Below are 22658 nucleotides of genomic sequence, written 5' to 3'. Positions count from 1 at the left end.
TTAACATTTCATTTATCTATTTGTATAACAAATGTTCGACATTTTTATAAAAAGGCCGGTGTTATCACTGGTTATTTCACTTATTATAACGCTGCTGGGTGTTTTGGCGCTGATCAAGCTGCCGGTAACCCAGTTCCCCGATATTGTGCCACCCTCGGTTACGGTAACCGCGAATTACACAGGCGCAAATGCCGAGGTTTGTGCTAAAGCTGTAGCTACGCCGTTAGAGCGGGCCATAAACGGCGTGCCGGGCATGACCTATATGTCTACCGTTTGCAGCAACAGCGGATTGACTGTGATCGAAATATTTTTTGATGTGGGTATTGACCCCGATCAGGCGGCTGTAAACGTACAAAACCGTGTGTCGACCATTATTGATGAATTACCAGAAGAGGTAATCAAAGCCGGTGTAACTACCGAAAAAGAGGTAAACAGTATGCTGATGTACCTCAACGTAATGAGCAAGGACAGTACATTGGACGAAAAATTCATATACAACTTTGCAGACATAAACGTACTGCAGGAGCTTAAAAGGATTGATGGTGTTGGCCGTGCCGAGATCATGGGTGCCAAAGAATATGCCATGCGTGTTTGGCTAAAGCCCGATCAAATGTCGTCTTATCACGTATCTACCGATGAGGTAATAGCAGCCATCCGCGCGCAAAATGTTGAGGCGGCGCCTGGTTCTACAGGTCTAAGTTCAGATAAATCCCCTCAACTGCTGCAATATGTATTGCGTTACCCGGGTAAGTTTTTTGAGCCTGATCAATATAAAAATATTGTACTGCGTGCTGACAGCAGTGGTACGGTACTGAAGCTCCGGCAAATTGCCGATGTGGAATTTGGGGCTTTAACCTATGGTATGGTCTCTAAAACAGATGGCCGCCCCTCTGCGTCTATCATGATCAAGCAGCGTCCCGGTTCTAACGCACGCGAGGTGATCAACAACATTAAAACCCGCATGGCCGAGCTGAAGGAAACCTCCTTTCCATCAGGCATGGAATACAATGTAAACTATGATGTTTCCCGGTTTTTGGATGCTTCCATACATGAAGTGTTACGTACACTGGTTGAGGCTTTTATACTGGTATTCATTGTAGTGTATCTTTTCCTTCAGGATTTCCGGTCTACCCTGATTCCGGCACTTGCCGTACCTGTCGCGTTGATCGGTACGCTGTTTTTTATGCAAATGCTGGGTTTCTCTATCAACCTGTTAACCTTGTTCGCCCTGGTACTGGCCATCGGTATTGTGGTGGATGATGCTATTGTGGTGGTTGAGGCCGTACACGTAAAAATGGCCGAAGAGCACCTCTCGCCAATGGATGCCACCCTAAGCGCCATGAAGAGCATCAGCGGCGCCATTGTGGCTATTACACTGGTAATGTCGGCAGTGTTTGTGCCGGTTGCTTTCATGACTGGGCCTGTAGGGGTATTCTACCGTCAGTTTTCGCTCACTCTGGCTATATCTATCGTTATATCCGGCGTTAACGCGGTAACCCTTACCCCGGCGTTATGCGCCATCTTATTAAAACACCACGACCCTGAAAAACACACCGGCTTATTATCCCGGTTTTTTAAAGGATTCAATAAACGGTACGATGGCCTATCCAACAAATATTCCGGTTTAATTACCCGAATAGCCGGCCGGAGGATGGTGACTGTTGCCATGCTGCTATTCTTTTTTGCGGCTACATGGGGTTTAAGTGCCATATTACCTACAGGTTTTATTCCTACAGAAGATCAGGGAGTTATATACGCAAACATCACCACCCCGCCGGGTGCTACGGTAGAGCGTACCGAACAGGTATTATCAGCCATTCAGGATCAAACTAAGAGAATGCCTGATATCGAATCCACCTCAACCTTATCCGGCTACAGCCTTGTGAACAGTGTTGCGGGTGCATCATACGGCATGGTAATGATCAACCTTAAACCATGGGAAGAGCGTAAGGCATCCATTGGAGCAATTACACATGAGCTGGAAGAAAAAACCAGGATGCTAACAGATGCATCCATACAGTTCTTTCCGCCGCCTACGGTGCCGGGCTTTGGTAATTCCAGTGGTTTTGAGATACGTGTACTTGATAAAACCGGTACCGGCGATCTGCAAAAAACGGCAGCCGTAACCAATACCTTTGTTGATGCCCTTAATAATACCCCGCAGGTAGCAGGCGCGTTCAGTAATTTTGATGCAAGCTTTCCGCAGTACATGGTATCTGTAGACCAGGTGATGGCTGCCAAAAAAGGCATCACAATAGATGAGGCCATGTCTACCCTGCAAACACTAATGGGTAGTTTCTACGCGTCCAACTTTATCCGTTTCGGGCAGCTTTATAAGGTAATGGTGCAGGCATCGCCAGAGTTCCGGTCAAAACCGGAGGATGTTTTGCAACTCATGATAAAGAATAAGCATGGCGAGATGGTACCATTTTCCACATTCATTAGCATGAAGCGTGTTTTTGGCCCCGAGCAGCTAACGCGTTATAATATGTACACCTCTGCCATGGTTACCGGCGATGCCGCGCCTGGCTATAGCAGCGGTGATGCTATTGAAACCATTAAGCAGATAGCTGAAAAAAACCTGCCCAAAGGCTACACGTTTGAATGGTCGGGCATGACAAGGGAACAAATTCTCTCAGGCAGTCAGGTAGTATATATCTTCATTATCTGCCTGATATTTGTTTACCTGCTGCTTGCCGCGCAATACGAAAGCTTTTTGCTGCCTATACCGGTAATATTGTCTTTGCCTACGGGTATTTTCGGAGCTTTTTTCTTCCTGAAGATCTTAGGGCTTGAAAACAATATTTATGCCCAGGTAGCCTTAGTGATGCTGATAGGTTTATTAGGTAAGAATGCTATCCTGATCATTGAATTTGCCGTACAACGCCAGCGCGAAGGGCTGACTGTATTGCAGGCGGCTGTTGAAGGTGCAGTATCCCGTTTACGCCCTATCCTGATGACCTCTCTGGCATTTGTAGCCGGTTTGATACCGCTATGTATAGCCAGTGGCGCCGGTGCCTTAGGTAACCGCTCGATAGGTACCGCGGCCGCCGGGGGGATGCTATTTGGTACCATATTCGGTTTGATACTCATCCCTGGTTTGTACGTCATCTTCGCCGGATTAGCAAGCCGCAAACCCAAGCAAAAGCGACACAAGCCCGAAGGGCATTTGATTGAAGTTCCTGAAAATGTAAACTAAAATGTATTATAAAAGTCTTTCAATATATAAATACCTTGCCCTTTTTGCAATTATCCTTGCGGCCGGATGCAAGGCATATAAACCGATAGAGCCGCAAACCAATTCACCAATGCCGGCATCTTTTAATGCTAATGCGGATACCCTGACTGCCGCAGCACTGCCTGTTAATACGTTTTTTAAGGATGCTTTTCTTTTAAAACTGATTGACACGGCCCTTAAGGCTAATCTTGACCTGAGGGCGGCGTTACAGCGGGTAGAAATGGCCGGTGCTAATGTTAAATACAATAAATCGTTACTGTTACCATCCGTTGAGTTTAACGCTACGGCAGGTTTAGAGCGTTATGGAGATTATACGATGAACGGCGTTGGTAATTACGATACCAACCTTTCACCAAACGTTAATGGCGATAAGCGTATTCCAAATCCCACTCCCGATTATTTTATCGGTTTCCGAAGCTCATGGGAAATTGATCTGTGGGGGAAACTGAGGAGCCAAAAGAATGCCGCCTTAGCCAGGTTCCTGGCATCGCGCAGCGCTTACAGGTTACTCACAACCGAGCTAACAGCGCAAATTGCCACTGCTTATTATGAATTGTTAGCGTTGGAGGTTGAGCAGAATATTATTAATAAGAACATCAAGCTACAGGAAAACGCGCTTGAAATTGTAAAGGTACAAAAGCTTGGCGGCAGGGCTACCGAACTGGCCGTGCAACAGTTTGCCGCCCAGCTTAGCCACACTAAAAGCCTTAAGTACAGCACTGCTCAGCAAATCACCGAAACAGAAAACCAGTTAAGGTTGTTAACGGGCACTTTTGATGCACCTATAGCACGCGACACCTCATTACTGACACTTAATATGCCTGAAAAACTGGGCACGGGCATCCCCTCTCAAATGTTGCTTAACCGGCCCGATATAAAGCAAGCCGAGCTTGAACTTGCCGCCTTAAACGCTGATATAAAAAGTGCCCGCGCAGCGTTTTTTCCGTCGCTAACTTTGTCGCCGTACGTAGGATACAATTCTTTCAGAGCGGCTTTATTGTTCGATCCGGGATCAGCGGTATATGGGCTTATTGGAGGCTTAACAGCACCTTTGCTTAATCGCGGACGTATAAAAGCTGATTATGCATATAAGATAGCGCAGGGAAAGGAGGCACTGTATAATTATCAAAAAACGGTTTTGGCCGGATACCAGGAGGTAATGAACAACCTGAAAGGGATGGAAAATTACTCGCAGTATTTTACTCATAAACAGCAACAGGTAACCGCTTTAAAAAATGCGGTAGATGTAGCCAATGACCTTTATGTAGTTGGCCGGGCCACGTACCTGGAGGTTATTACGGCACAGCGTGATGTATTGGACGCCGAACTTGAATTGGCTAACACCAAAAAGAACATTTTTATAACGGATGTAAATCTTTACCGGGCGTTAGGCGGCGGTTGGAGATAAATCTTTCTACTCGTGTTTTAATGATTGGAGCCGTACATCGCGAGGATGTGCGGCTTATTTATTCAGCATTTAAAAACTCATCAATTAAAGTGGCAGTGATTTCCGGCTGTTTACTGCCTGGCTTAATACTGCATACCTCACCCAGCAAAGTGCCATGAAAACCCGGTAGAATTATCAGCCGGGCATTGGGTATAAGCTGGCTTAACTTAACTATCTCTTCCGTAAGGATAACATCCTTATCCCCTGCCATTATTAGTGCCGGAGATTTTATGGATTTTATATCCTCTTCTTTAAAGTCTTCAAAGGCTATGGATTTAGCTTTATCCTTATTAAACATGTTTAACAGCTTGGCAGGATCATTATTCACTTTCAAAAATCCGTCTTTAAGCGGCTGAGGCATATCCGCTAAGGTCACATTTTCCATCCCCTCATAAAAACCTGGTACCATGCCCGCACGGCTGTAGTTTGAAGAAATAATTATCATCTTATGAATAAGCCCGGGATGATCAATGGCCAATTGTAAAGCAGTGCATCCTCCGTGGCTAAAACCTAAAATATTAGCCTTTTCAATTTTCAGATGTTTCAGTAATGCGGCAACATCTGCTGCATCCTGCTTAAAAGATTCAGGCTCATTGCGGTCGCTGGTGCGGCCATGCGCCTGCAATTCAACAGCTATAACTTTTTGTGTTTTTGCAAACAGCGGCAGTATAGCGGCAAAATTGGTTTCTATTGTAGAGCCGCCGCCATGTATAAGCACTAATGGTATACTGTTGTCTCCATGTATCTCATAATACATATCAATGCCATTAACCGGCGCATAGCCTGTGATAAATTGGGGTTGCATAATATGATTGTTTATAGGTTTGCCTTAAAAATCAACAATATAATCATTATCGTAAATTTCAAATGTATATATTACTCTAATGCAGCTGCCGCAAATTGCAAAAAAAATGCCGGAGGTTTTCCGGCATTTAGTTGTGAGTTTTTTAGCAATTATTTTGTGGGCACCAGCTGCATAAATGTAACTATACTGCTCGACTCGTAGGACTGCATTACACCAGTTGCTGCAGGCAGCGCATAATTTCGCCAGGTTAAATTGCGTGCTTTATCACGGTTATTCCAGCCGGTATTAACGTTGGTCTTTATCCAGTCGAGATATTGTGTCTGGCCGCCTTCGTTTATCAGCTGCGTAATGTATTGCGCAAAAATTGCTTTTAACACACCCTGCTCGTTAAAGTCGCCTTCGGCAGGTAAAATGCCGTTGGTGCACATTTTATTTTTAGTGTAATCGGCATATAGTTTGGCATCGGCCATAAAAGCATTGTCCTTGGTCTCTTTGTAAAGCGCGTAAGCAGCTCCTATGGCGGTACCCTGGTTATAGGTATAATCCTCGTAACCTGGAGCATTATTACCAATTTTATGGTCGGCTACGCGGCCGTTGGCGTCAACCAGGTTGGTTTTAGCCCAGTTGTAAACAGACTTGGCTTTGTCAAAATAAGCGGCATCACCGGTTATTTTATATAAACGCATGGCCGCAATAACCGTTGGGAAATTAATGCATGCGTTTTTACCGCTATGCTTAAAATCCCAGAACATACCACCGTCAACCGGGTCGTAAGAACCATCCCATACCCTATTGAAACCGGCAATCGCTTTTTGCAAATATTCCTGGTTGCCGGTAAGCTGATGGGCACGAGCAAGTGCCATTACCCACCACATCATATCATCATAGATAAACCAGGTAGTGGTGTTATCCCAGTTATAACCATCGTACTGGTTAAAGCCGCCCTGGTACATGTCCTTAACCATGTTAAGTTGCGCATTGTCTTTGGTGCGCTCGTAAACATTCATGGCCATATCCCAGTAAATAGCTTGTGTCCAGATAGCGCCTAAGCCGTCTTGTAACGTGGTACTATAATACAATCTGGCCGTTGGATTATAGTAATACCGGTTAAAAGCGGTGTAAGCGGTTGTTGCATCAGCCGCGGTAAATGAGGGCGTTTCAGTTTCTGTTTTACCGCCGGTTGTTTTGCCAGGCGTTTTGGTTCCCTCACTGCCTTTGCTACAGCTTGCCGCTGTAATAAAAAGGCTCGTCAACAACACATAGATGGTTTTTTTCATAGGTAGATGTTATAATTTATTTCTCGTTGGATAACGAATACGGCGCATCAGAAGGCTTAATCCCCTTTTGCTTATTTGGCTGTGCCGACATCTTAAAGTTCAATGTAGCACCCTTCAACAAGGCTGAGTGGCTAAGCCAGTTTTGGCTGTAAGGTTTTCCGTTTACATTTAAGCTGTTTACATAGCGGTTTTGAGCGCTGTTATTTGCTGCAGTGATACTGATCTTTTTACCGTTCTCAAGGTTCACTGTAACTTTTTTGAATAACGGAGCACCCAATACATACTGATCGCTGGCAGGTGTAACCGGGTAAAAGCCCATTGAAGAGAAAATATACCATGCAGATGTCTGGCCGTTATCTTCGTCGCCACAGTAACCATCAGGAGTAGCTTTGTACAATTTGTCCATTGCATCACGTACGTGCAACTGTGTTTTCCAAGGTTCGCCTGCATAGTTGTAAAGGTAAATCATGTGCTGTATAGGCTGGTTACCATGTGCATACTGGCCCATGTTGGCAATCTGCATTTCGCGTATCTCGTGGATTACAGAGCGGTAGTAGCTTTCATCAAATATCGGTGGCATAGTAAATACCGAATCGAGCTTGGCTACAAACTTTTGTTTACCACCCATCAGGTCTATTAAACCTTGTATATCATGGAACACGCTCCAGGTGTAGTGCCAGCTGTTACCTTCTGTAAAGGCGTCGCCCCATTTAAACGGATTAAACGGCGACTGAAATTTGCCATCCTTGTTTTTACCGCGCATTAAGCCTGTAGACGTATCAAAAAGATTTTTATAGTTCATGCTGCGTTTGCGGTAGATCTCGGTTTCTGAAGCCGGGCGGCCCAAAGCCTTACCTAATTTGTATATCGCGAAATCGTCATAAGCATATTCTAAGGTACGTGCGGCGTTTTCATTGATCTTAACATCATAAGGTACGTACCCTAAAGTGTTGTAATAATCAACACCTAAACGGCCGGTAGCATCAGGGCCCACATTGTTTGCACCATGCAACAATGCCTGATAAAGGGTATTGATATCATAACCACGACCGCCTTTTAAATACGCTTCAGCAACTACAGATGCCGAGTTGTTGCCCACCATCACGTCGGCATAACCAGGGCTGCTCCATTCAGGCAACCAGCCGCCTTCTTTATAGTCGTTAACCAAACCTGCCTGCATCTCTTTATTGATAGATGGGAATACCAGGTTAAGGAATGGATACAGAGCACGGAAAGTATCCCAGAAGCCGGTACCGGCAAACATGTAGCCCGGCAGTACTTTACCATTATAGGGACTGTAGTGAACAATCTGATTTTTATTATCTAACTCATATAGCTTGTTCGGGAAGAACAGCATACGGTACAGGCATGAATAGAATGTACGTACCTGATCTACCGAGCCGCCATCAACCGTAAGGTGGCCTAAAGTTTTGTTCCAAACGTCTTTTGCTTTTTGCTTGGTGGTAGCAAAGCTTTCTTTACCAATTTCGCGCTGCAGGTTTAGTTCTGCCTGCTCTATACTGATGAATGATGAAGCTACGCGAAGGTTGATAGTTTCTCCTTTTTGTGTTTTAAAAGATAAAACGGCACCTGCATGGTCTCCTTTATATTCAAGTTCGCCCTTATCAATGTCCTTGTTATGCCATGTTGAAGCGGTAAAAGGTTTGTCTGTATAAATAACAAAATAATTTTTGAAGTTTTCCGGAACGGCGCCGCTGTTGCGGGTACTGTAACCAACAATTTTGTTCTGGCCGGGAATGATCTTTACATAAGATCCTTTGTCAAACGCATCTATAACAATGTGCGAGCTATCACTCTTAGGAAATGTAAACCTGAAGTTAGCCGCACGTTCTGTAGGCGCAATCTCGGTAGTTACATCATAATCAGCTAAGTAAACGCTGTAGTAGTAGGGTTTTGCAATTTCAGCCTTGTGCGAGAACCAGCTTGCGCGCTCGGCCTCGTCTACCTTAATTTTACCGGTTTCAGGGAAGATGGAAAACTGGCCGTAATCGTTCATCCATGGGGATGGCTGGTGTGTTTGCTTAAAGCCAACAATCTTATCAGAGTTATATGTATACTGCCACCCGCTACCCATTTTACCGGTTTGTGGTGTCCAGAAGTTCATGCCCCATGGCACGGCTATGGCCGGGTAAGTGTTTCCGTTTGAAAGCGAAGGCTTGGAATCGGTACCCATTAATGGGTTAACCAGATCAGCAAGATTGGCTGTATTTACCTGTGCCGAAGCAAGCATCGGTAAAAAAGCGAGAGTAGCTAATAGTTTTTTCATTAATTGTTTTACTAATAGAGTTTAATTTTCAGCTAAACTACGCATACATGGCGATATTCCATGTATGGTAGTCGTAGCTGTTCTTAAACCAACCCAATTTTACCAACTTAAATCAACCTTAATTCCATCCGGGGAATTGGCAAAACCCAGATAGAGTGTATTTGAAGAAGCGTCCCATGATGTTTTTACATCACTCTGCTCCTGCCCTTTACTATCGGTAACCTTAGTTGCCTTTGGCTTTGCAGGAAGCAAAACACGCATACTGTTTAATGTTTTTACAGGGCTTTTTACTACGAATGAATAATTGTTTCCCTGTATGTTTTCGTTGTAGGCACGGGCGGCAGCGGCTATGACCTGTGGGCGTTTTTTATCGCTAACGCGATTAATGTTATATAGTAGCGCCTGCTCGCCCGGATTAATTACTTTTTCTGAAAGCACCGGCAATTGCGGATCAAAAAGGTCAACAACAGGGCCTTTGATGGTATATGGCTTAGTGTCGGAGTTTTCATCCATTACCGAAACCACATCATAAGGCCCGCGCGCTACGTAAAGGCTATTTTTAAAAGTGAGTGAACCCGCTTTAGCATCCTTTTCATAGCCTTGTTTTACAATATTCACAAATTTACCATCGGCGTTGGCTGCCATGGCGTACTCTTTAGGGTTTTCCCTTAAAATATAAACGGTGCCCTTGCCTGCTTTATATTGTTCTTTACCCGCCTGCGGCTGAATGCCCAATAATTTAAACAAGTGCTCAGACGGTGCCTTGAAGTTATTTCCCTTTGTATCCCACCAATCCATTACAGATTGATACGGGTCATCATCTCGGCCGCAATATATAAGCACCCCTCCCTGCTTTACCCATTTGGCTAAAGCGGTGTGTACATCAGCCGATACCGGCTTCATATTGGAGTAGCTTACAACCAGTACTTTTATGTTTTTAAGCGTAGCCGCGTACCGCAGGTTTTCCATGTGTACGGTTTGTACAGGCACACCGCGTTTTAGCAATGGCAATGTTTGCCCGTAGAAATTAGAGAACTGCGGATCCTCAAAGCCATTATGCGTAGGAAAACGCTGAAACATTAGTGAGTTGCTCATTAAAACGCCAATGCCATTTTCGCCTGATACCCTGTTTGCCGATAAGGGCATACTGTTTAGCGCATTCACCATGATCTGCATCTGGGTGGAATAGTATTGAGGTATCAATACCTTCTCATTGCTATTTGCTAGCTTGTATGGACGAGTGTAAATACGTTCGGGCCATGGCATTACCTCGTAGTTATCTACCATCGGGTAAAGCAGCTTCGCTGTAAATGTTGCCTGGTAATTTTTCTTATAATCAGCCCAGTCGCGCGGCCAATCTTCAATTGGGTCTGTAAGGAAATACATTTTACGGCCTGTAGGCGCGGTCATAGATACCATCGAACCGTATTCAAGAAAAGCATTCTCAAAAACCCGCTCTTTCTCCTTACCGTTAAAGTATGTAGGCTCACGGGATGTACCTGTCCATACCTGGGCTATGTAGCCGTCAATGCCTGGCAAAGATGCCAAACTTGCTTCCGGACTAACAATTTTCCAGGATGAGTAGTTAACCAACGAGTGTGTGGCGATAAAAACTTTGATATCCTTGCCTTTACTTTTGCCATAAGCTTTGGCATAGTTTGATGCCTCTTTTATAGCTTCATAATAAAGGTGATATTTTAATTTGCTTGATAGATAGGTGTTTTCGGGCGACTCGTGTTGCGGGCGCCACGGAAAGCCGTAATATTTTTGCCATTCTTCCTTAAAGGGTGCGCTGTAACCAGCCCTGGCCCAAAATTCTGGCTCCTCTAAAAATATGGTTGTAATACCAGCGTCAATCACACGTTTAATGATGGCTGTTTTCATGTACTCGATAAATGATTTTACCGGTACAACGTAAGGCATGTTTCTGCCGTGAAAAATAGTATCACCTTTTTGAGTTACCTGCCCAACGCCAAGATGGTTTATGCCATCCCATTTGCCCAAAAAGTAATCTTCATAACTACCCCAGGCAATGCCTGTCATAAACTGGGTTTGATAGCATGGTCTCGCCATGATTGTACTTGTTGTTCAAAAAGGTAAGCTCAATACCTTCTATATCGGCAATTATATTCCTGAGGTGATTGATAGTTACCCCTTTAATGTTCTTAGTTTTAGCAACTTCTTTATCGGGCCATAAAATGGAAGATATCCGTTTAGAAACAACCCCTTGTCCGTTTTTACTGTTTAATAGTATTAGTATAAAAAGCTGTTTTATCTTAGGGCTAAAAAGATAGCTGATATCTTTACCTGCCTTATTGTATGCAGTAAACTCGCCGAGTAAATAAATTGCGTTGGGCTTTTTTTCGGTTTTAGGTTTCTTTTCCATAACATCAGCGTTTTCATTTTCTGATGTTTCATTTATAGCATTAAGCTTTCTTTTCCTAATCCTGAACCAAGCGAATACTGCAAGACCAAATAATAATAAGCCACCCAGATACCGATATAAATTATTATACCCCGAACTTTCAGGCTTTTGCGAGTTAAGGTAAGCCTGCTGACTAACAGGAGGAGCCGTCAAGGTGTAAATACGTACGGCTGATTGCGCCGGAGACACAAACTCCTGCGCAGTACAAATGAATTGATCCTGGCGGGTATCGTAAAACAGGTTAAAGTCACTTTCAATCCTTTCGGACGTAACGGGTATGGTACCGCTCACTATTTCGTATGAACCATCGGCTATCGAAAATTTATAGAGCCGCAGGTTTGTTTTTGGCTTTTCGTGCGGGTAACAAAGGGCATAGAAATATTTTTTGTCTTTGGATATGATCAGGTTATTGGCTGATACAAATGGTTCTTCCCCGGGATTGATCTCCCAGCATTTTTTTATGGTACGATCAGTTAGATTGACACGGTACAGGTCATAATAATGCTTACCACCAACTATCTGATTGCCCGATTGATTGCCATAACCTCCAAAAATATAAACATTATTGTGCTCATCAGCCTGGCTGCTGCCCGCAAAAAAGCGGGGGGAAATTGTATCGCCCCTGAATTCGATCTTCTGCCAGGTATCGGTAGCTTCAATATATTTATAAAAATCTTTGTGGTAGGAAAACGAACCGTAACCACCAAACAAATAAAAGTTGTTTTGATCTTTATCAAAAAATACGTTATGGTGATGCCGTTGTTCTTTTATAAATGCTTTGCCTCATCTTTCCATTTCAAAGTATTCAGATCGAGCGATGCTATGCTATGCATGGTGTCGGGCGGCAACACTTCATACACATAGCACTGGTTGGTTTTTGTGTTGATGACACTTTTGCCAAGCAATAAGGTTACAGGCAGCTTATTTTGAAAGGGCTTTGCTGAAAAGTTATCTTCGGCAAGGTTATAGCGAATAAGCGAATCCTTTTTAAACATGAACAGGGCCTGCCTGCCTGCATCAAAATTTAGCCCTGCAACCTCTTTAAAAACACGCTTATATTTAAGTGTCCAGAAATATGATTCGTTAATCAACCAGGCCGGATGATCCACATAGCCCAATGCGTCACCATCATCGGTGTGTACTACCTTTCCTTTCCATTCATTAAGTGCAAAGAAATAGCTTTTATCATCATCAGCAATTTTCAGGTTTTTAATGGCCATGTTTGGCACATCAGAGTAATGCGGATTTTTGCCGAAAGTGATTTTTGGCGTTATGCTATTTTCAAAATTGAAGCCGCTTGCTTTATACTTTTTTTTGTTAATTAAAAAGCTTACCGTTTGGGCATTCAAATCAATATCGGCTTTTACTTTTAACCACTTTCGTTTTTTTAATTGCTCAAGCGTTAAGGGTATTTCTATTTTATTGCTCTTACTATCGATATTAAAGTTTAAAGTAGGCTTACCATTATAATTATAAATATAGGTAAGGCTGTACGAGTTATTTTTATTATCAATGATGTTGAATACATAACCCAGATGATCATTATCCCAAAGCGACAGATCAAAGTCGATTATTAAGCGGTCATGAAATGTTGGGGCATCCTCCGCAAAAACAACGTATGAGGTACGTTTGCTCATTAAGCTGTCGTTTGAATTGAATTGCAGCCCTTGTGCTTTAACATACGTACATAAGCACGATATAAGTAACAATACACCAATAATTTTATATACTGATCTTACCAGCAATAAAATTGTACTGCGTACTTTCATTTTTGGGCCGAAACGATGGATAATGAGTGTGAACAAGCCTACAAAATTAGCTTTTTTTGTGAACCAAAAAAGCCAATATTTTATCTTCGATACACTATGTAGGGAACTGGTGTATTAAACTACGGTAAGTTGTATCAGAAAAAAAATAAGGAGAATTAAGACCTTCAGGAGGGCTATTTGGATATATTAAATATTGAAGTATTTGTTGATATAATCAAGCATTTCTGTGGTGATATGTGTATTGGTAGCCAGCAACTCTCTGGACTTAAGCACTTCGGTACCTCCTTTAAAATTTACCACCTCCCCTCCTGCCTGCTGTACAATTACAATACCTGCAGCTATATCCCACGGGTTCAGGTTGTATTCATAAAACGCTTCAAAGCGCCCGCATGCAGTATATGCCAGATCAACGGCTGCAGAACCCAGCCTGCGCAGGCCATGGCAGTTGCGCATCAGCTCGGTAAAAAGTTTAACGTACCTTTCCTGGTAGCTAAAATCATAATAAGGGAAACCGGTGGCTATCAGGCTATCGGCAATAGTTGGTTTGTTGCTTACTTTAATTTCATTGCCATTTAAATAAGCGGCAGAATCCTGATGCGCGTAAAAACATTCGTCCTGGTTAATTTCATAAACCACACCCAGCACCGGCTTTTCAAACTCCTGCAGGGCAATACTTACCGAAAACGTGGGCAAACCGTGTATAAAATTGGTAGTGCCGTCCAAAGGGTCAATTACCCAGTTATAACGATCCCCAAGTTTAGTTGTGGTTTTTTCTTCGGTAATAAAACCAGCCTCCGGTAATATTTTTTCAAGCGCTGCAACTATCTTTTGTTCGGCGGCTTTATCAACGTACGATACCAGGTCGTTAAGTCCTTTATATTCAATCTTGTTATCATCAAAAGTTTTCCGCTCCTGTTTAATGAAGTAGCCTGCTTCTTTTGAAACCCCAACAACCTGCTCTGTTATTTGATTGAAATTCATGATGCAACGGGTTTATGCGTTTGTAGCCCCGGTTTCGGCAAAACGTTTCCTGCCAAAATAAATAAGTAAAAGGCCTCCAACAACCATAATTACCGATATCATTTCGGCCTGGGTGAATGAGATACCACCTACTACATACTTAGTGTTAACACGAATCAGTTCTATAAAAAAACGTTCAATACCTGCCAATATCATATATATGCCAAATAACACACCGGGTGCCTTAAACTTGTGGCGAAGCTGCCACAGTATCAGGAACAGTATGATACAAACAACCGATTCATAAAAAGAGGTTGGGTAAACCGGCAGCTTCAATTCGTTACAAAATTTACCCACACAATCCGGTATGCGGTTGCCCGGATCGGCCGTATCAACATTATGCGGAAATTTAAAGCTCCACATCCAATCTGGCGCCCAGCTTAACCATCCGGGTTTTGCCGCCAAATTTGGTATCCCCCAATCCCCATCGCCTGCCATTTGGCAGCCTACGCGGCCAACGCCGTATGAAAGCATCATGCCGGGGCCACCTATATCAAGCATGGTAAAAGGCTTTACGCCGTTTTTGTTAGCTATGTAAAGTACTGCTGCACCTCCGCATATCAAACCGCCATAAAAGGTTAAGCCGCTAAAACCTATCAGCATACCAACAGGATCGCGCATAAACTCGCCCCAGTTCTCAAGCGCGTTAAATACTTTGGCACCAGCAAAGCCAAATATGGCAGCCCATAAAAGTATGCTACCCATCAGCTCGTGCGTGTGTACGGTAACACGGCGTTTCTCCGGCCTGGGTAAAACCTGCTTTTTGTTCTCTGCATAAGCCCAGTAAGCAAAGCCCGCTGCACCTAAAATGCCGCCTATTATATTACCTTTTAAAGAGAGTAAAAAATCCTGCGGATTTTCTATCAAAGCGTTATAATGTAAAGCGGCATCCAGTATTTTGTAACCTAAAATAAAGCCAAATATGCCGTTACCAACCAGTTCACCGGCAGAGATTGGCTCGCCAACAGTTACTGTTTTTTCAAACGGATGTATGTAACCTAATTTCTCTTTGCGTTTAAATTCCTGAGAAAAAGCCCAGTAAGCGGCCATAAAAGCGATAGCTACAAAAAACCCAAAAGTTTGTATAGGCAGCGGGATATTTACACCGAAAAGATAGTCTATCAGTGACGAAAGAGTTGGGAACATAATAAGTATTTGTGCTGCGAATATAATAGTTAATGCACTAATATTTCGTCGCTTTCTGTTATTTCAACATCACCATCGGGTGAAATTGTCATTAAGTATACTGATTTTATTTCGTTTACCAGTACAGGGTCATACTTGGTTTTTACCTTAACATAGTTGCGTGTAAAGCCATGCATAAAGCCATCCTTAATATCGCCTTCAAACAAAACTTCATCGGTTTTACCTATCTGTGTGTCATAAAAAGCGCGGCGCTTTTTGTCAGAAAGTATGTGCAGCATCTTACTTCTTTCGGCACGGGTTGAGCCGGGTACAACGCCGCCCATTTCGGCAGCCGGTGTATTTTCCCGTTCAGAATAAGTAAAAACGTGCAGGTAAGAAATGTCAAGCCCGTTCAGGAAGTTGTAAGTATCAATAAAATCCTCCCTGGTTTCACCCGGAAAGCCAACTATAACATCCACGCCGATACAGCAGTGAGGCATCAGCTCTTTTATTTTTGCTACCCTGTCGGCATATAATTCGCGACGGTAGCGGCGGCGCATTAAGCCCAGTATTTTATTTGAACCCGATTGCAACGGTATATGAAAATGAGGCACAAACCGTTTGGATTGGGCCACAAACTCAATGATATCATTACTGAGCAGGTTAGGTTCTATAGATGATATACGTATCCGTTCGATACCTTTCACTTCATCCAAAGCCTTTACCAGGTCAAAAAACCTGTCTTCGCGTTTACCATCGCGAATACCAAAGTCGCCAAGGTTTACGCCTGTCAAAACAATTTCCTTTACCCCTGATGCAGCAATTTGCCTTGCCTGCTCAACAGCATTCTCAATGGTATCGCTACGGCTGGAGCCACGGGCAAGCGGTATGGTACAAAACGTACATGAATAGTCGCAGCCATCCTGTACTTTAAGAAAGGTGCGCGTGCGGTCGCCAAATGAAAAAGAGGGTACAAACTCATTAGCTTCGGTCACCGGCTGATTATATACTACGGTTTTAGGCTTTTTGGTCAGATCGGTTATATAATCTACCAGCCTGAATTTTTCTGCGGCTCCCAACACCATGTCAACGCCGGGTATTTCGGCAATTTCCTGTGGCTTCAGCTGGGCATAGCAACCAACAATGGTTACAAAAGCATTGGGAGATATCTTAAGGGCTTCCTTAACTATCCTCTTGCATTTTTTGTCGGCATTTTCGGTAACAGAGCAGGTGTTGATCACAAACACGTCGGGCGTGTCGGTAAACTCAACCGTATCAAAGCCGGCGTTATTAAACAGCCGACCGATAGATGAGGTCTCCGAATAATTGAGCTTGCAGCCAAGTGTATAAAATGCGACTTTCTTATTCATTTGCAAGCCGCAAAGATAGTAATTATTGATTTATTGGATTATTGTTTTATAAAGTGGTTGTTAATGGAAGTGTAAAAATGAGTGGGAAGAGTGAATTTTCGGCCTTAGTCAGTCTGAGCTTGTCGAAGACCTGTCTAATGGTTCGACAGGCTCACCATGACTCTTTTTGATTTGTCAGTCTGAGCTTGTCGAAGACTTGTCCGCGTTGCTAATGGTTCGACAGGCTTATTATGACAAAAAGCAATTAAAGCTAATGTATTCAATTGTTCAAAGTATAACTAAACACTTCCTGAGTCCATTTTCCGTCTTTGCCTTCTTCATCTAAAATACAATCCAGCCTTTGCGTACTTAAACGTTTGTAGGTGATAAGAACTTTCTTATCCTTTGATAAATACGCCACCTGATTTTTTGTTACAGCAACAGCAGGCATCAGGTACGGCTTATCTTTATCTTCCCAGCCGATGCTACCTTTGTTAAAATGCCGGAGTATCAGCACCGGGCCACTTGCGGCTTGTTCTACAACCATAAACTCGTAAAATACAACCTTGCCATCTTTCACACACCTGAATGTGCTCATAAGGTTATCGCCCATGGGCTTGCTCCATATTTCTTCCATGTCGCCCCATTTATGTTTGAGTGTCCAGGTGCCGGTCATAAAGTTAAGATCACTAATGCTGGCTTTACCTTTTTGAGCAAAGGCTGAGATTGCTGTATTAATTAAAATGATTACGATTAGGCTAAGTTTTTTCATTGGGTAAGGTTATGAGTGCAATATAAGCGTTTTAACCTTATAATGAGCGATTTATACGTAAAAAGCCCCGCGGTGACATGGTTTTGCCACCATTATTTATATTTTTCTGATAGTGAGTGATTTACGAGTGTTCGCGATGTTCACTTGTGTGTTCGTGAACACGAAGTATCAATCAGATCCCCTCCCACCGGTAACTGTCGTTTTCCAGGCCTATCAGGTCGATAACCCTGTTTACAACAGTCATGGCCAGTTCTTCAATGGTTTTGGGTTTGCTGTAATAAGATGGTATTGCAGGGCAGATGATACCGCCAACCTCAGTCACTGTTTCCATATTGCGGATGTGGATCAGGTTCAATGGCGTATCTCGTGCTACCAGTATCAATTTACGGCGCTCTTTGAGTATTACGTCAGCGGCACGGGTTATCAGATCGTCGGACACGCCAGAGGCGATGCGCCCCAAAGTACCCATAGAACAAGGCACCACCACCATAGTATCATACCTTGCCGACCCTGAAGCAAACGGTGCCATAAAATCGTTCTTGGCGTAGTATTTAAATGGATAGCTGCCATGCGCAGCATCATCAAGTTCAAATTCCCAAACTTGTTTGGCGTTATCGCTCATAACAATAGCAACTTCGGCTATTTGCTGCTTTAACTGCTGCAGTTTATCTAATAATAATTTGGCGTAAATAGAACCGCTGGCCCCGGTAACCGCTACAACTATTTTTCTGTTCATGATAGTAAGGCAACAAAGTAACCAATAAAAAGTTAGGGGCACAAAAAAGGGTCGAATAACTCGTACTCGACCCTACATCTACCTATGAAAAACATGCCCTTTGAGCGGGCAGTACAAATATACAAGTGTTTTAAATTTTTTCAAACAAATTGTTAAAATAAATTTAACTAAATGTTGAATAATTTTTCTCGATAAGTGTCTGAATGATACCGTCTACCATACCTACTGTTGGGACATATATACTTTTTATATTAGCGCACTTAAGTACAGTAAGATATATTTCACAGGCGGGTATAATAACATCTGCCCTGTCCTGGTTTAAACCAAGTACATTAATACGGTCTTTAAGCGAGAATGAATTAAGATAATTATACAGGGCACGCAGTTTTACATAGCTCATTGGCGTGCCATCTTTTTCCTGCGACAAGCGGTATAATTTGTTGATGTTCCCGCCTGTACCAATGCCATAAACATTTTTTAGCCCGCGGGTTTGCTCGCGTATAAAATCTTTCATCTCATTCCAGGTTTCGTCGCGGTCCTGGTTATCCAGTATGCGGATAGTACCCAGATTGAAAGACTGGGACGCCAGTAATTCGCCATTGCTGAACAATGATAGCTCGGTACTACCACCGCCTACATCTATATACAGGTAGTTTTTGGCTTTATCTATGTTTACCTCGGCGTGGCTCGCATAAATAATTTTAGCTTCCACTTCACCATGCACAATCTGCAGGTCTATACCAGCTTCTTCTTTGATGCGGTCGGCTACCTGTTGCCCGTTTTTTGCTTCGCGCATGGCCGATGTGGCGCAGGCCATATAATCGGTCACTTTGTAAACATCCATTAAATTGCGAAAGGCCTGCATGGATTTAAGCAGGTCGTTAATTTTTTTGTCGGATAGGTTTTTATGCAAAAAAGCATCGTCGCCAAGCCGTACCGGCACGCGTATAAGTGTGTTTTTCTTAAATGACACCGAACCGTTGTTTTCTATTATTTCGGCAATTAACAACCTTACGGCGTTTGATCCTATGTCTATTGCTGCGTATCTCAAGGTAAAATATTTTTATTTTTCAGATAGGTGTAAATGTCTATTTGCGCACGTGTAAGGGTTTCTGTCTTGGTTTTATGATATCTGTTGATACTGTTTCCTGAGATATCCCGTGCCTTGGTATTATCTTTTAGCTGTATATCAATAATGTCGCGCACTTCTTTACGGAGGTCTTCATCTAAAACCGGGAAGCCAACCTCTACCCGGTTGTCAATATTCCGGGTCATGAAGTCTGCGCTGGTGAGGTATATCAGTTCATCACCGCCATTGCCATAAATATGCACCCGGGCATGCTCCAGGTATTTGTCGACAATACTAATCACCTCAATATTTTCACTGTAGCCTTTTATCCCCGGTATAAGGCAGCACATACCCCGTACAATAAGCTTTATTTTTACGCCTGCGTTGCTTGCCTGGTAAAGCTTATTGATGATCTGCTCATCGGCAAGGCTGTTCATTTTAAATATCATGTACGCCTTTTTGCCGCTTTTGGCAATCTTTATTTCGTTATCAATAAGCTTGTATATAGCCGGTCTGCTGTCAATGGGCGATACTATCAGCGTTTTGAGCTCCTTAGGTAATACACCCCGACTCAGAGATTTAAAGACTGAAATCAGATCTGTAGTGATCTTTTTGTTAGCTGTAAGTATGGTATGGTCGGCATATATGGCTGCGGTTTTTTCATTAAAATTACCGGTTGATAAGCAGGCGTAATATTTGGGTTTACCTTTTTCCATTCGGGTAACCAGGCAAATTTTTGAATGTACCTTGTATCCGTCAATACCGTACAATACGTTAACGCCCTCTTCTTCAAGCCTGTTACTCCAGTAAATATTATTTTGTTCGTCAAAACGGGCACGTAGTTCAACAAGACAATTTACTTTTTTACCGTTTTTAGCAGCATTGATAAGGGCATGTATCACTTTTGAGTTTTCGGCAAGCCGGTAAACGGTTATGCTTATCTCGCGTACTTTGGGGTCTATAGCTACTTCGCGCAGAAAGTGAATAATATAATCAAATGACTGGTATGGCGTACTGATCAGGTAATCTTTTTTCGCGATCAATTCTATTAAGCTTTTACCGAAAGAAAGACTGTCTACCCGTAATGCCGGGTTCTTTTTGTACTCCAGGTCCGGGCGACCAACGTTAGGAAACGCTATAAAGTTTTTAAAGTTATGATAACGGTTGCCCGGGATCAGGCTACTTTTGTCCAACTTCATTTTTTTAACAAGATACCCTATCATTTCCGGCGGCATTTCGCTATCGTATAATAAGCGCATTGGTTTGCCCTTACGTCTTTTCTGAAGGCTTTTGGCTAACGCGTCAATAAACTTTACACTTACTTCTTTATCCAGATCAAGCTCCGCATCGCGGGTAAGCTGCAATGAATATGCCTCCATTGAATCATGCTCGAAAATGAAAAAGATATCCTCTAAGCTATACCGGATGATATCATCCAGCAGAATGATGAACTTAAGGTTATTAGTTTCTGGCAGTACTAAAAAACGGGGCAGGTTATCCGGAAACTCTATCAGCGCAAACCTTGATTTTTTATTCCTGGTAAGCTTTACAAAAAGGTAAATAGCACGGTCGCGCAGTTCAGGCATCGGCACGTCATCATCAAGCATAATGGGTACCAGTGTAGATAAAAGCCTTTCCCGAAAAAAATTCTTAACAAATTCACCTCTTGTAACGTTCAGTTGTTTGTCGTTAAGAATAAAGATCTTTTCTTCAGCCAGTTGTTTAACTATGATATTTTCATAAAGATTGTTGAACTTGCGCTCCTGTTTTACAACAATATTTTTTATTTGGCTTAATATCTTTTTGGGATTATATCCTAATATTTCTTTAGCCTTTTCATTCAGGTTGGCCAGGCGGCTAAGGGTGGCTACGCGTACCCGGTAAAACTCATCCAGATTTGATGAAAAAATGGCTAAAAATTTTATCCGCTCTATAAGTGGTACAGTTGGGTCGGCAGCTTCCTGTAAAACCCTGTCGTTAAAATATAGCCAGCTTATTTCTCTGTTTATTAGCGGAATGTTCTTGTCCATAAGGCCTGTAATTGCAAAACTGCTTATTTATTTGTTAAGTTAATATTAACTAATCGGAATTTTAAGTGTTTGAGATGATAAGCAGAACAAATAATAATATTGTAGCTTATACAAGAGTAAATTACTTTTGCATAAACTTAACACTTTACTTATGCCTTCTTTTGATATAGTGAGCAAGATAGACGGACAAACACTTGATAACGCTATCAATAATGCTAAAAAGGAAATATTGAACCGCTATGATTTTAATGATTCGAAAAGTACGGTCGATCTTGATAAAAAAAGCAATACGGTAACCATTGTCACCGAGAATGACATGCGGCTGAAAGCCATACAAGACAGCATCATCAGCCGAATGGTAAAACAAAATCTTGACCCTAAAGCCCTGGATTTTGGCGAAGAACATGCCGCATCAGGCAATATGATCCGCAAGGAAATAAAAATTAAAGAAGGTGTTGATAAGGAGACCGCTAAAAAGATCGTAAAAAAGATAAAAGATAGCGGCCTCAAAGTGCAGGCTTCTATCATGGACGACCAGGTACGTGTACAAGGTAAAAAGATTGACGATCTGCAGGCGGTTATCAGCCTTTGCCGCGGCGAAGATTTTGGCCAGCCCCTGCAATATATTAATATGAGAAATTAAGCTGAGTTGGCTATAAAAGGAAAGCCGCCCCTTTTTACAGGGCGGCTTTTTAACTAAACCAACTTTTATGAAAACAAATCTTTTATTTAAAGCGCCTGGCTTTACTTATTTGATAGCTATTTCTCTTGATTGAAATTTAGCTTCTTCTCTTTTTGCTACGGTAAGTTTAAGTATACCGTCGGTGTAGTCAGCTTCAATTTTACCGTGGTCAGCAGTTTCTGGCAAGGTGAATGACCTTACGAATGAATTATAGCTGTACTCGCGTTTGCTGTATTTTTTAGTTTCCTGGGTGTTTTCGCTTTTCTTTTCGGCAGAAATGGTAAGCACATTCTTATCAAGATTGATCTTGAAATCTTCTTTCCTTAAGCCTGGCACAGCTAATTCTATATGGAATTCGTTGTCGTTCTCTGCAATATTAACTGCAGGTACTCTTGATACTAACCTGTCGCTTAAGAAAGAGTCGTTAAAAAATGAATCGAAAACATCACCAAATAATGGGTTCGCATTGTTTTTTAACCCGTTGTTAAATTTAACTAAAGTCATTTTTTTATCCTCCTGAGTTTTTTGTTTATTAAATTCGCAATAGGTTATTCAACTGTTATACCAATAAGTGCTTTGGAGTTATTGCGCGACATTTTGTCCGTGATAAATGTTTTTAACAGACAA

At 42.5% G+C, this 22658-nt stretch carries 17 protein-coding genes; 3 read left to right on the top strand and 14 right to left on the bottom strand.

The features are described from left to right. Positions 1–31 precede the first annotated feature (31 nt). Positions 32–3199: an efflux RND transporter permease subunit gene (locus ACFQZX_RS09120; protein WP_377114079.1), complete on the top strand. Its 3168-nt coding sequence runs from the start codon at positions 32–34 to the stop codon at positions 3197–3199. A 1-nt stretch (position 3200) separates the two neighbouring features. Beyond that, positions 3201–4646, top strand: coding sequence for a TolC family protein (locus ACFQZX_RS09115; RefSeq protein ID WP_377114076.1), 1446 nt, complete (start codon positions 3201–3203; stop codon positions 4644–4646). Between the two features lie 58 nt (positions 4647–4704). Here ACFQZX_RS09115 and ACFQZX_RS09110 read toward each other — a convergent pair whose 3' ends face one another. From ACFQZX_RS09110 to ppk1, 13 genes are all read right to left on the bottom strand, one after another. Continuing rightward, positions 4705–5490 carry an alpha/beta fold hydrolase gene (locus tag ACFQZX_RS09110; protein WP_377114072.1) on the bottom strand — a complete coding sequence of 262 codons (786 nt, stop codon included), beginning with the start codon at positions 5488–5490 and terminating at the stop codon, positions 4705–4707. A gap of 149 nt (positions 5491–5639) precedes the next feature. After that, positions 5640–6767 carry a glycoside hydrolase family 76 protein gene (locus tag ACFQZX_RS09105; RefSeq protein ID WP_377114069.1) on the bottom strand — a complete coding sequence of 376 codons (1128 nt, stop codon included), beginning with the start codon at positions 6765–6767 and terminating at the stop codon, positions 5640–5642. Positions 6768–6783: 16 nt separating this feature from the next. Beyond that, a complete protein-coding gene (locus ACFQZX_RS09100) occupies positions 6784–9054 on the bottom strand; it encodes a GH92 family glycosyl hydrolase (protein ID WP_377114066.1) in 2271 nt (756 codons plus the stop codon). 99 nt (positions 9055–9153) lie between these two features. Further along, entirely contained in the window at positions 9154–11127 is a 1974-nt protein-coding gene (locus ACFQZX_RS09095) for a hypothetical protein (RefSeq protein WP_377114063.1), read from the bottom strand. Continuing rightward, on the bottom strand, positions 11075–12250 hold the full coding sequence (locus ACFQZX_RS09090) for a Kelch repeat-containing protein (RefSeq protein WP_449288928.1): 1176 nt from the start codon (positions 12248–12250) through the stop codon (positions 11075–11077). The genes ACFQZX_RS09095 and ACFQZX_RS09090 overlap by 53 nt, the downstream gene beginning before the upstream one ends. After that, a complete protein-coding gene (locus tag ACFQZX_RS09085; RefSeq protein WP_377114058.1) occupies positions 12247–13116 on the bottom strand; it encodes a hypothetical protein in 870 nt (289 codons plus the stop codon). The genes ACFQZX_RS09090 and ACFQZX_RS09085 overlap by 4 nt, the downstream gene beginning before the upstream one ends. Positions 13117–13434: 318 nt before the next feature. After that, complete coding sequence (locus tag ACFQZX_RS09080; protein ID WP_377114056.1) at positions 13435–14229, bottom strand: inositol monophosphatase family protein; 795 nt, start codon at positions 14227–14229, stop codon at positions 13435–13437. Positions 14230–14241: 12 nt separating this feature from the next. Further along, complete coding sequence (locus ACFQZX_RS09075) at positions 14242–15414, bottom strand: prolipoprotein diacylglyceryl transferase (protein WP_377114054.1); 1173 nt, start codon at positions 15412–15414, stop codon at positions 14242–14244. Positions 15415–15443: 29 nt separating this feature from the next. After that, positions 15444–16763, bottom strand: a complete 1320-nt coding sequence (gene mtaB, locus ACFQZX_RS09070; RefSeq protein ID WP_377114051.1) for a tRNA (N(6)-L-threonylcarbamoyladenosine(37)-C(2))-methylthiotransferase MtaB — start codon at positions 16761–16763, stop codon at positions 15444–15446. A 259-nt stretch (positions 16764–17022) separates the two neighbouring features. After that, positions 17023–17514, bottom strand: coding sequence for a DUF6265 family protein (locus ACFQZX_RS09065; RefSeq protein WP_377114048.1), 492 nt, complete (start codon positions 17512–17514; stop codon positions 17023–17025). Between the two features lie 172 nt (positions 17515–17686). Continuing rightward, positions 17687–18250 carry a UbiX family flavin prenyltransferase gene (locus tag ACFQZX_RS09060; RefSeq protein WP_377114045.1) on the bottom strand — a complete coding sequence of 188 codons (564 nt, stop codon included), beginning with the start codon at positions 18248–18250 and terminating at the stop codon, positions 17687–17689. Between the two features lie 163 nt (positions 18251–18413). Next, on the bottom strand, positions 18414–19301 hold the full coding sequence (locus tag ACFQZX_RS09055; RefSeq protein WP_377114043.1) for a Ppx/GppA phosphatase family protein: 888 nt from the start codon (positions 19299–19301) through the stop codon (positions 18414–18416). Next, on the bottom strand, positions 19298–21349 hold the full coding sequence (gene ppk1, locus ACFQZX_RS09050; protein ID WP_377114041.1) for a polyphosphate kinase 1: 2052 nt from the start codon (positions 21347–21349) through the stop codon (positions 19298–19300). The genes ACFQZX_RS09055 and ppk1 overlap by 4 nt, the downstream gene beginning before the upstream one ends. Positions 21350–21500: 151 nt before the next feature. Between ppk1 and ACFQZX_RS09045 the strand changes: the two genes are divergently transcribed. Next, positions 21501–21992: a YajQ family cyclic di-GMP-binding protein gene (locus tag ACFQZX_RS09045; RefSeq protein ID WP_377114039.1), complete on the top strand. Its 492-nt coding sequence runs from the start codon at positions 21501–21503 to the stop codon at positions 21990–21992. Positions 21993–22097: 105 nt separating this feature from the next. On the opposite strand, the gene ACFQZX_RS09040 is transcribed toward ACFQZX_RS09045, so the two are convergent. Further along, entirely contained in the window at positions 22098–22535 is a 438-nt protein-coding gene (locus ACFQZX_RS09040; RefSeq protein ID WP_377114037.1) for an Hsp20/alpha crystallin family protein, read from the bottom strand. Between the last annotated feature and the right edge of the window lie 123 nt (positions 22536–22658).

Source organism: Mucilaginibacter litoreus (assembly GCF_042676805.1).
GTDB classification, from domain to species: domain Bacteria; phylum Bacteroidota; class Bacteroidia; order Sphingobacteriales; family Sphingobacteriaceae; genus Mucilaginibacter; species Mucilaginibacter litoreus.
The sequence above is the reverse complement of the archived record's forward strand: the minus strand, read 5'-3'. Positions and strand labels throughout refer to the sequence as shown.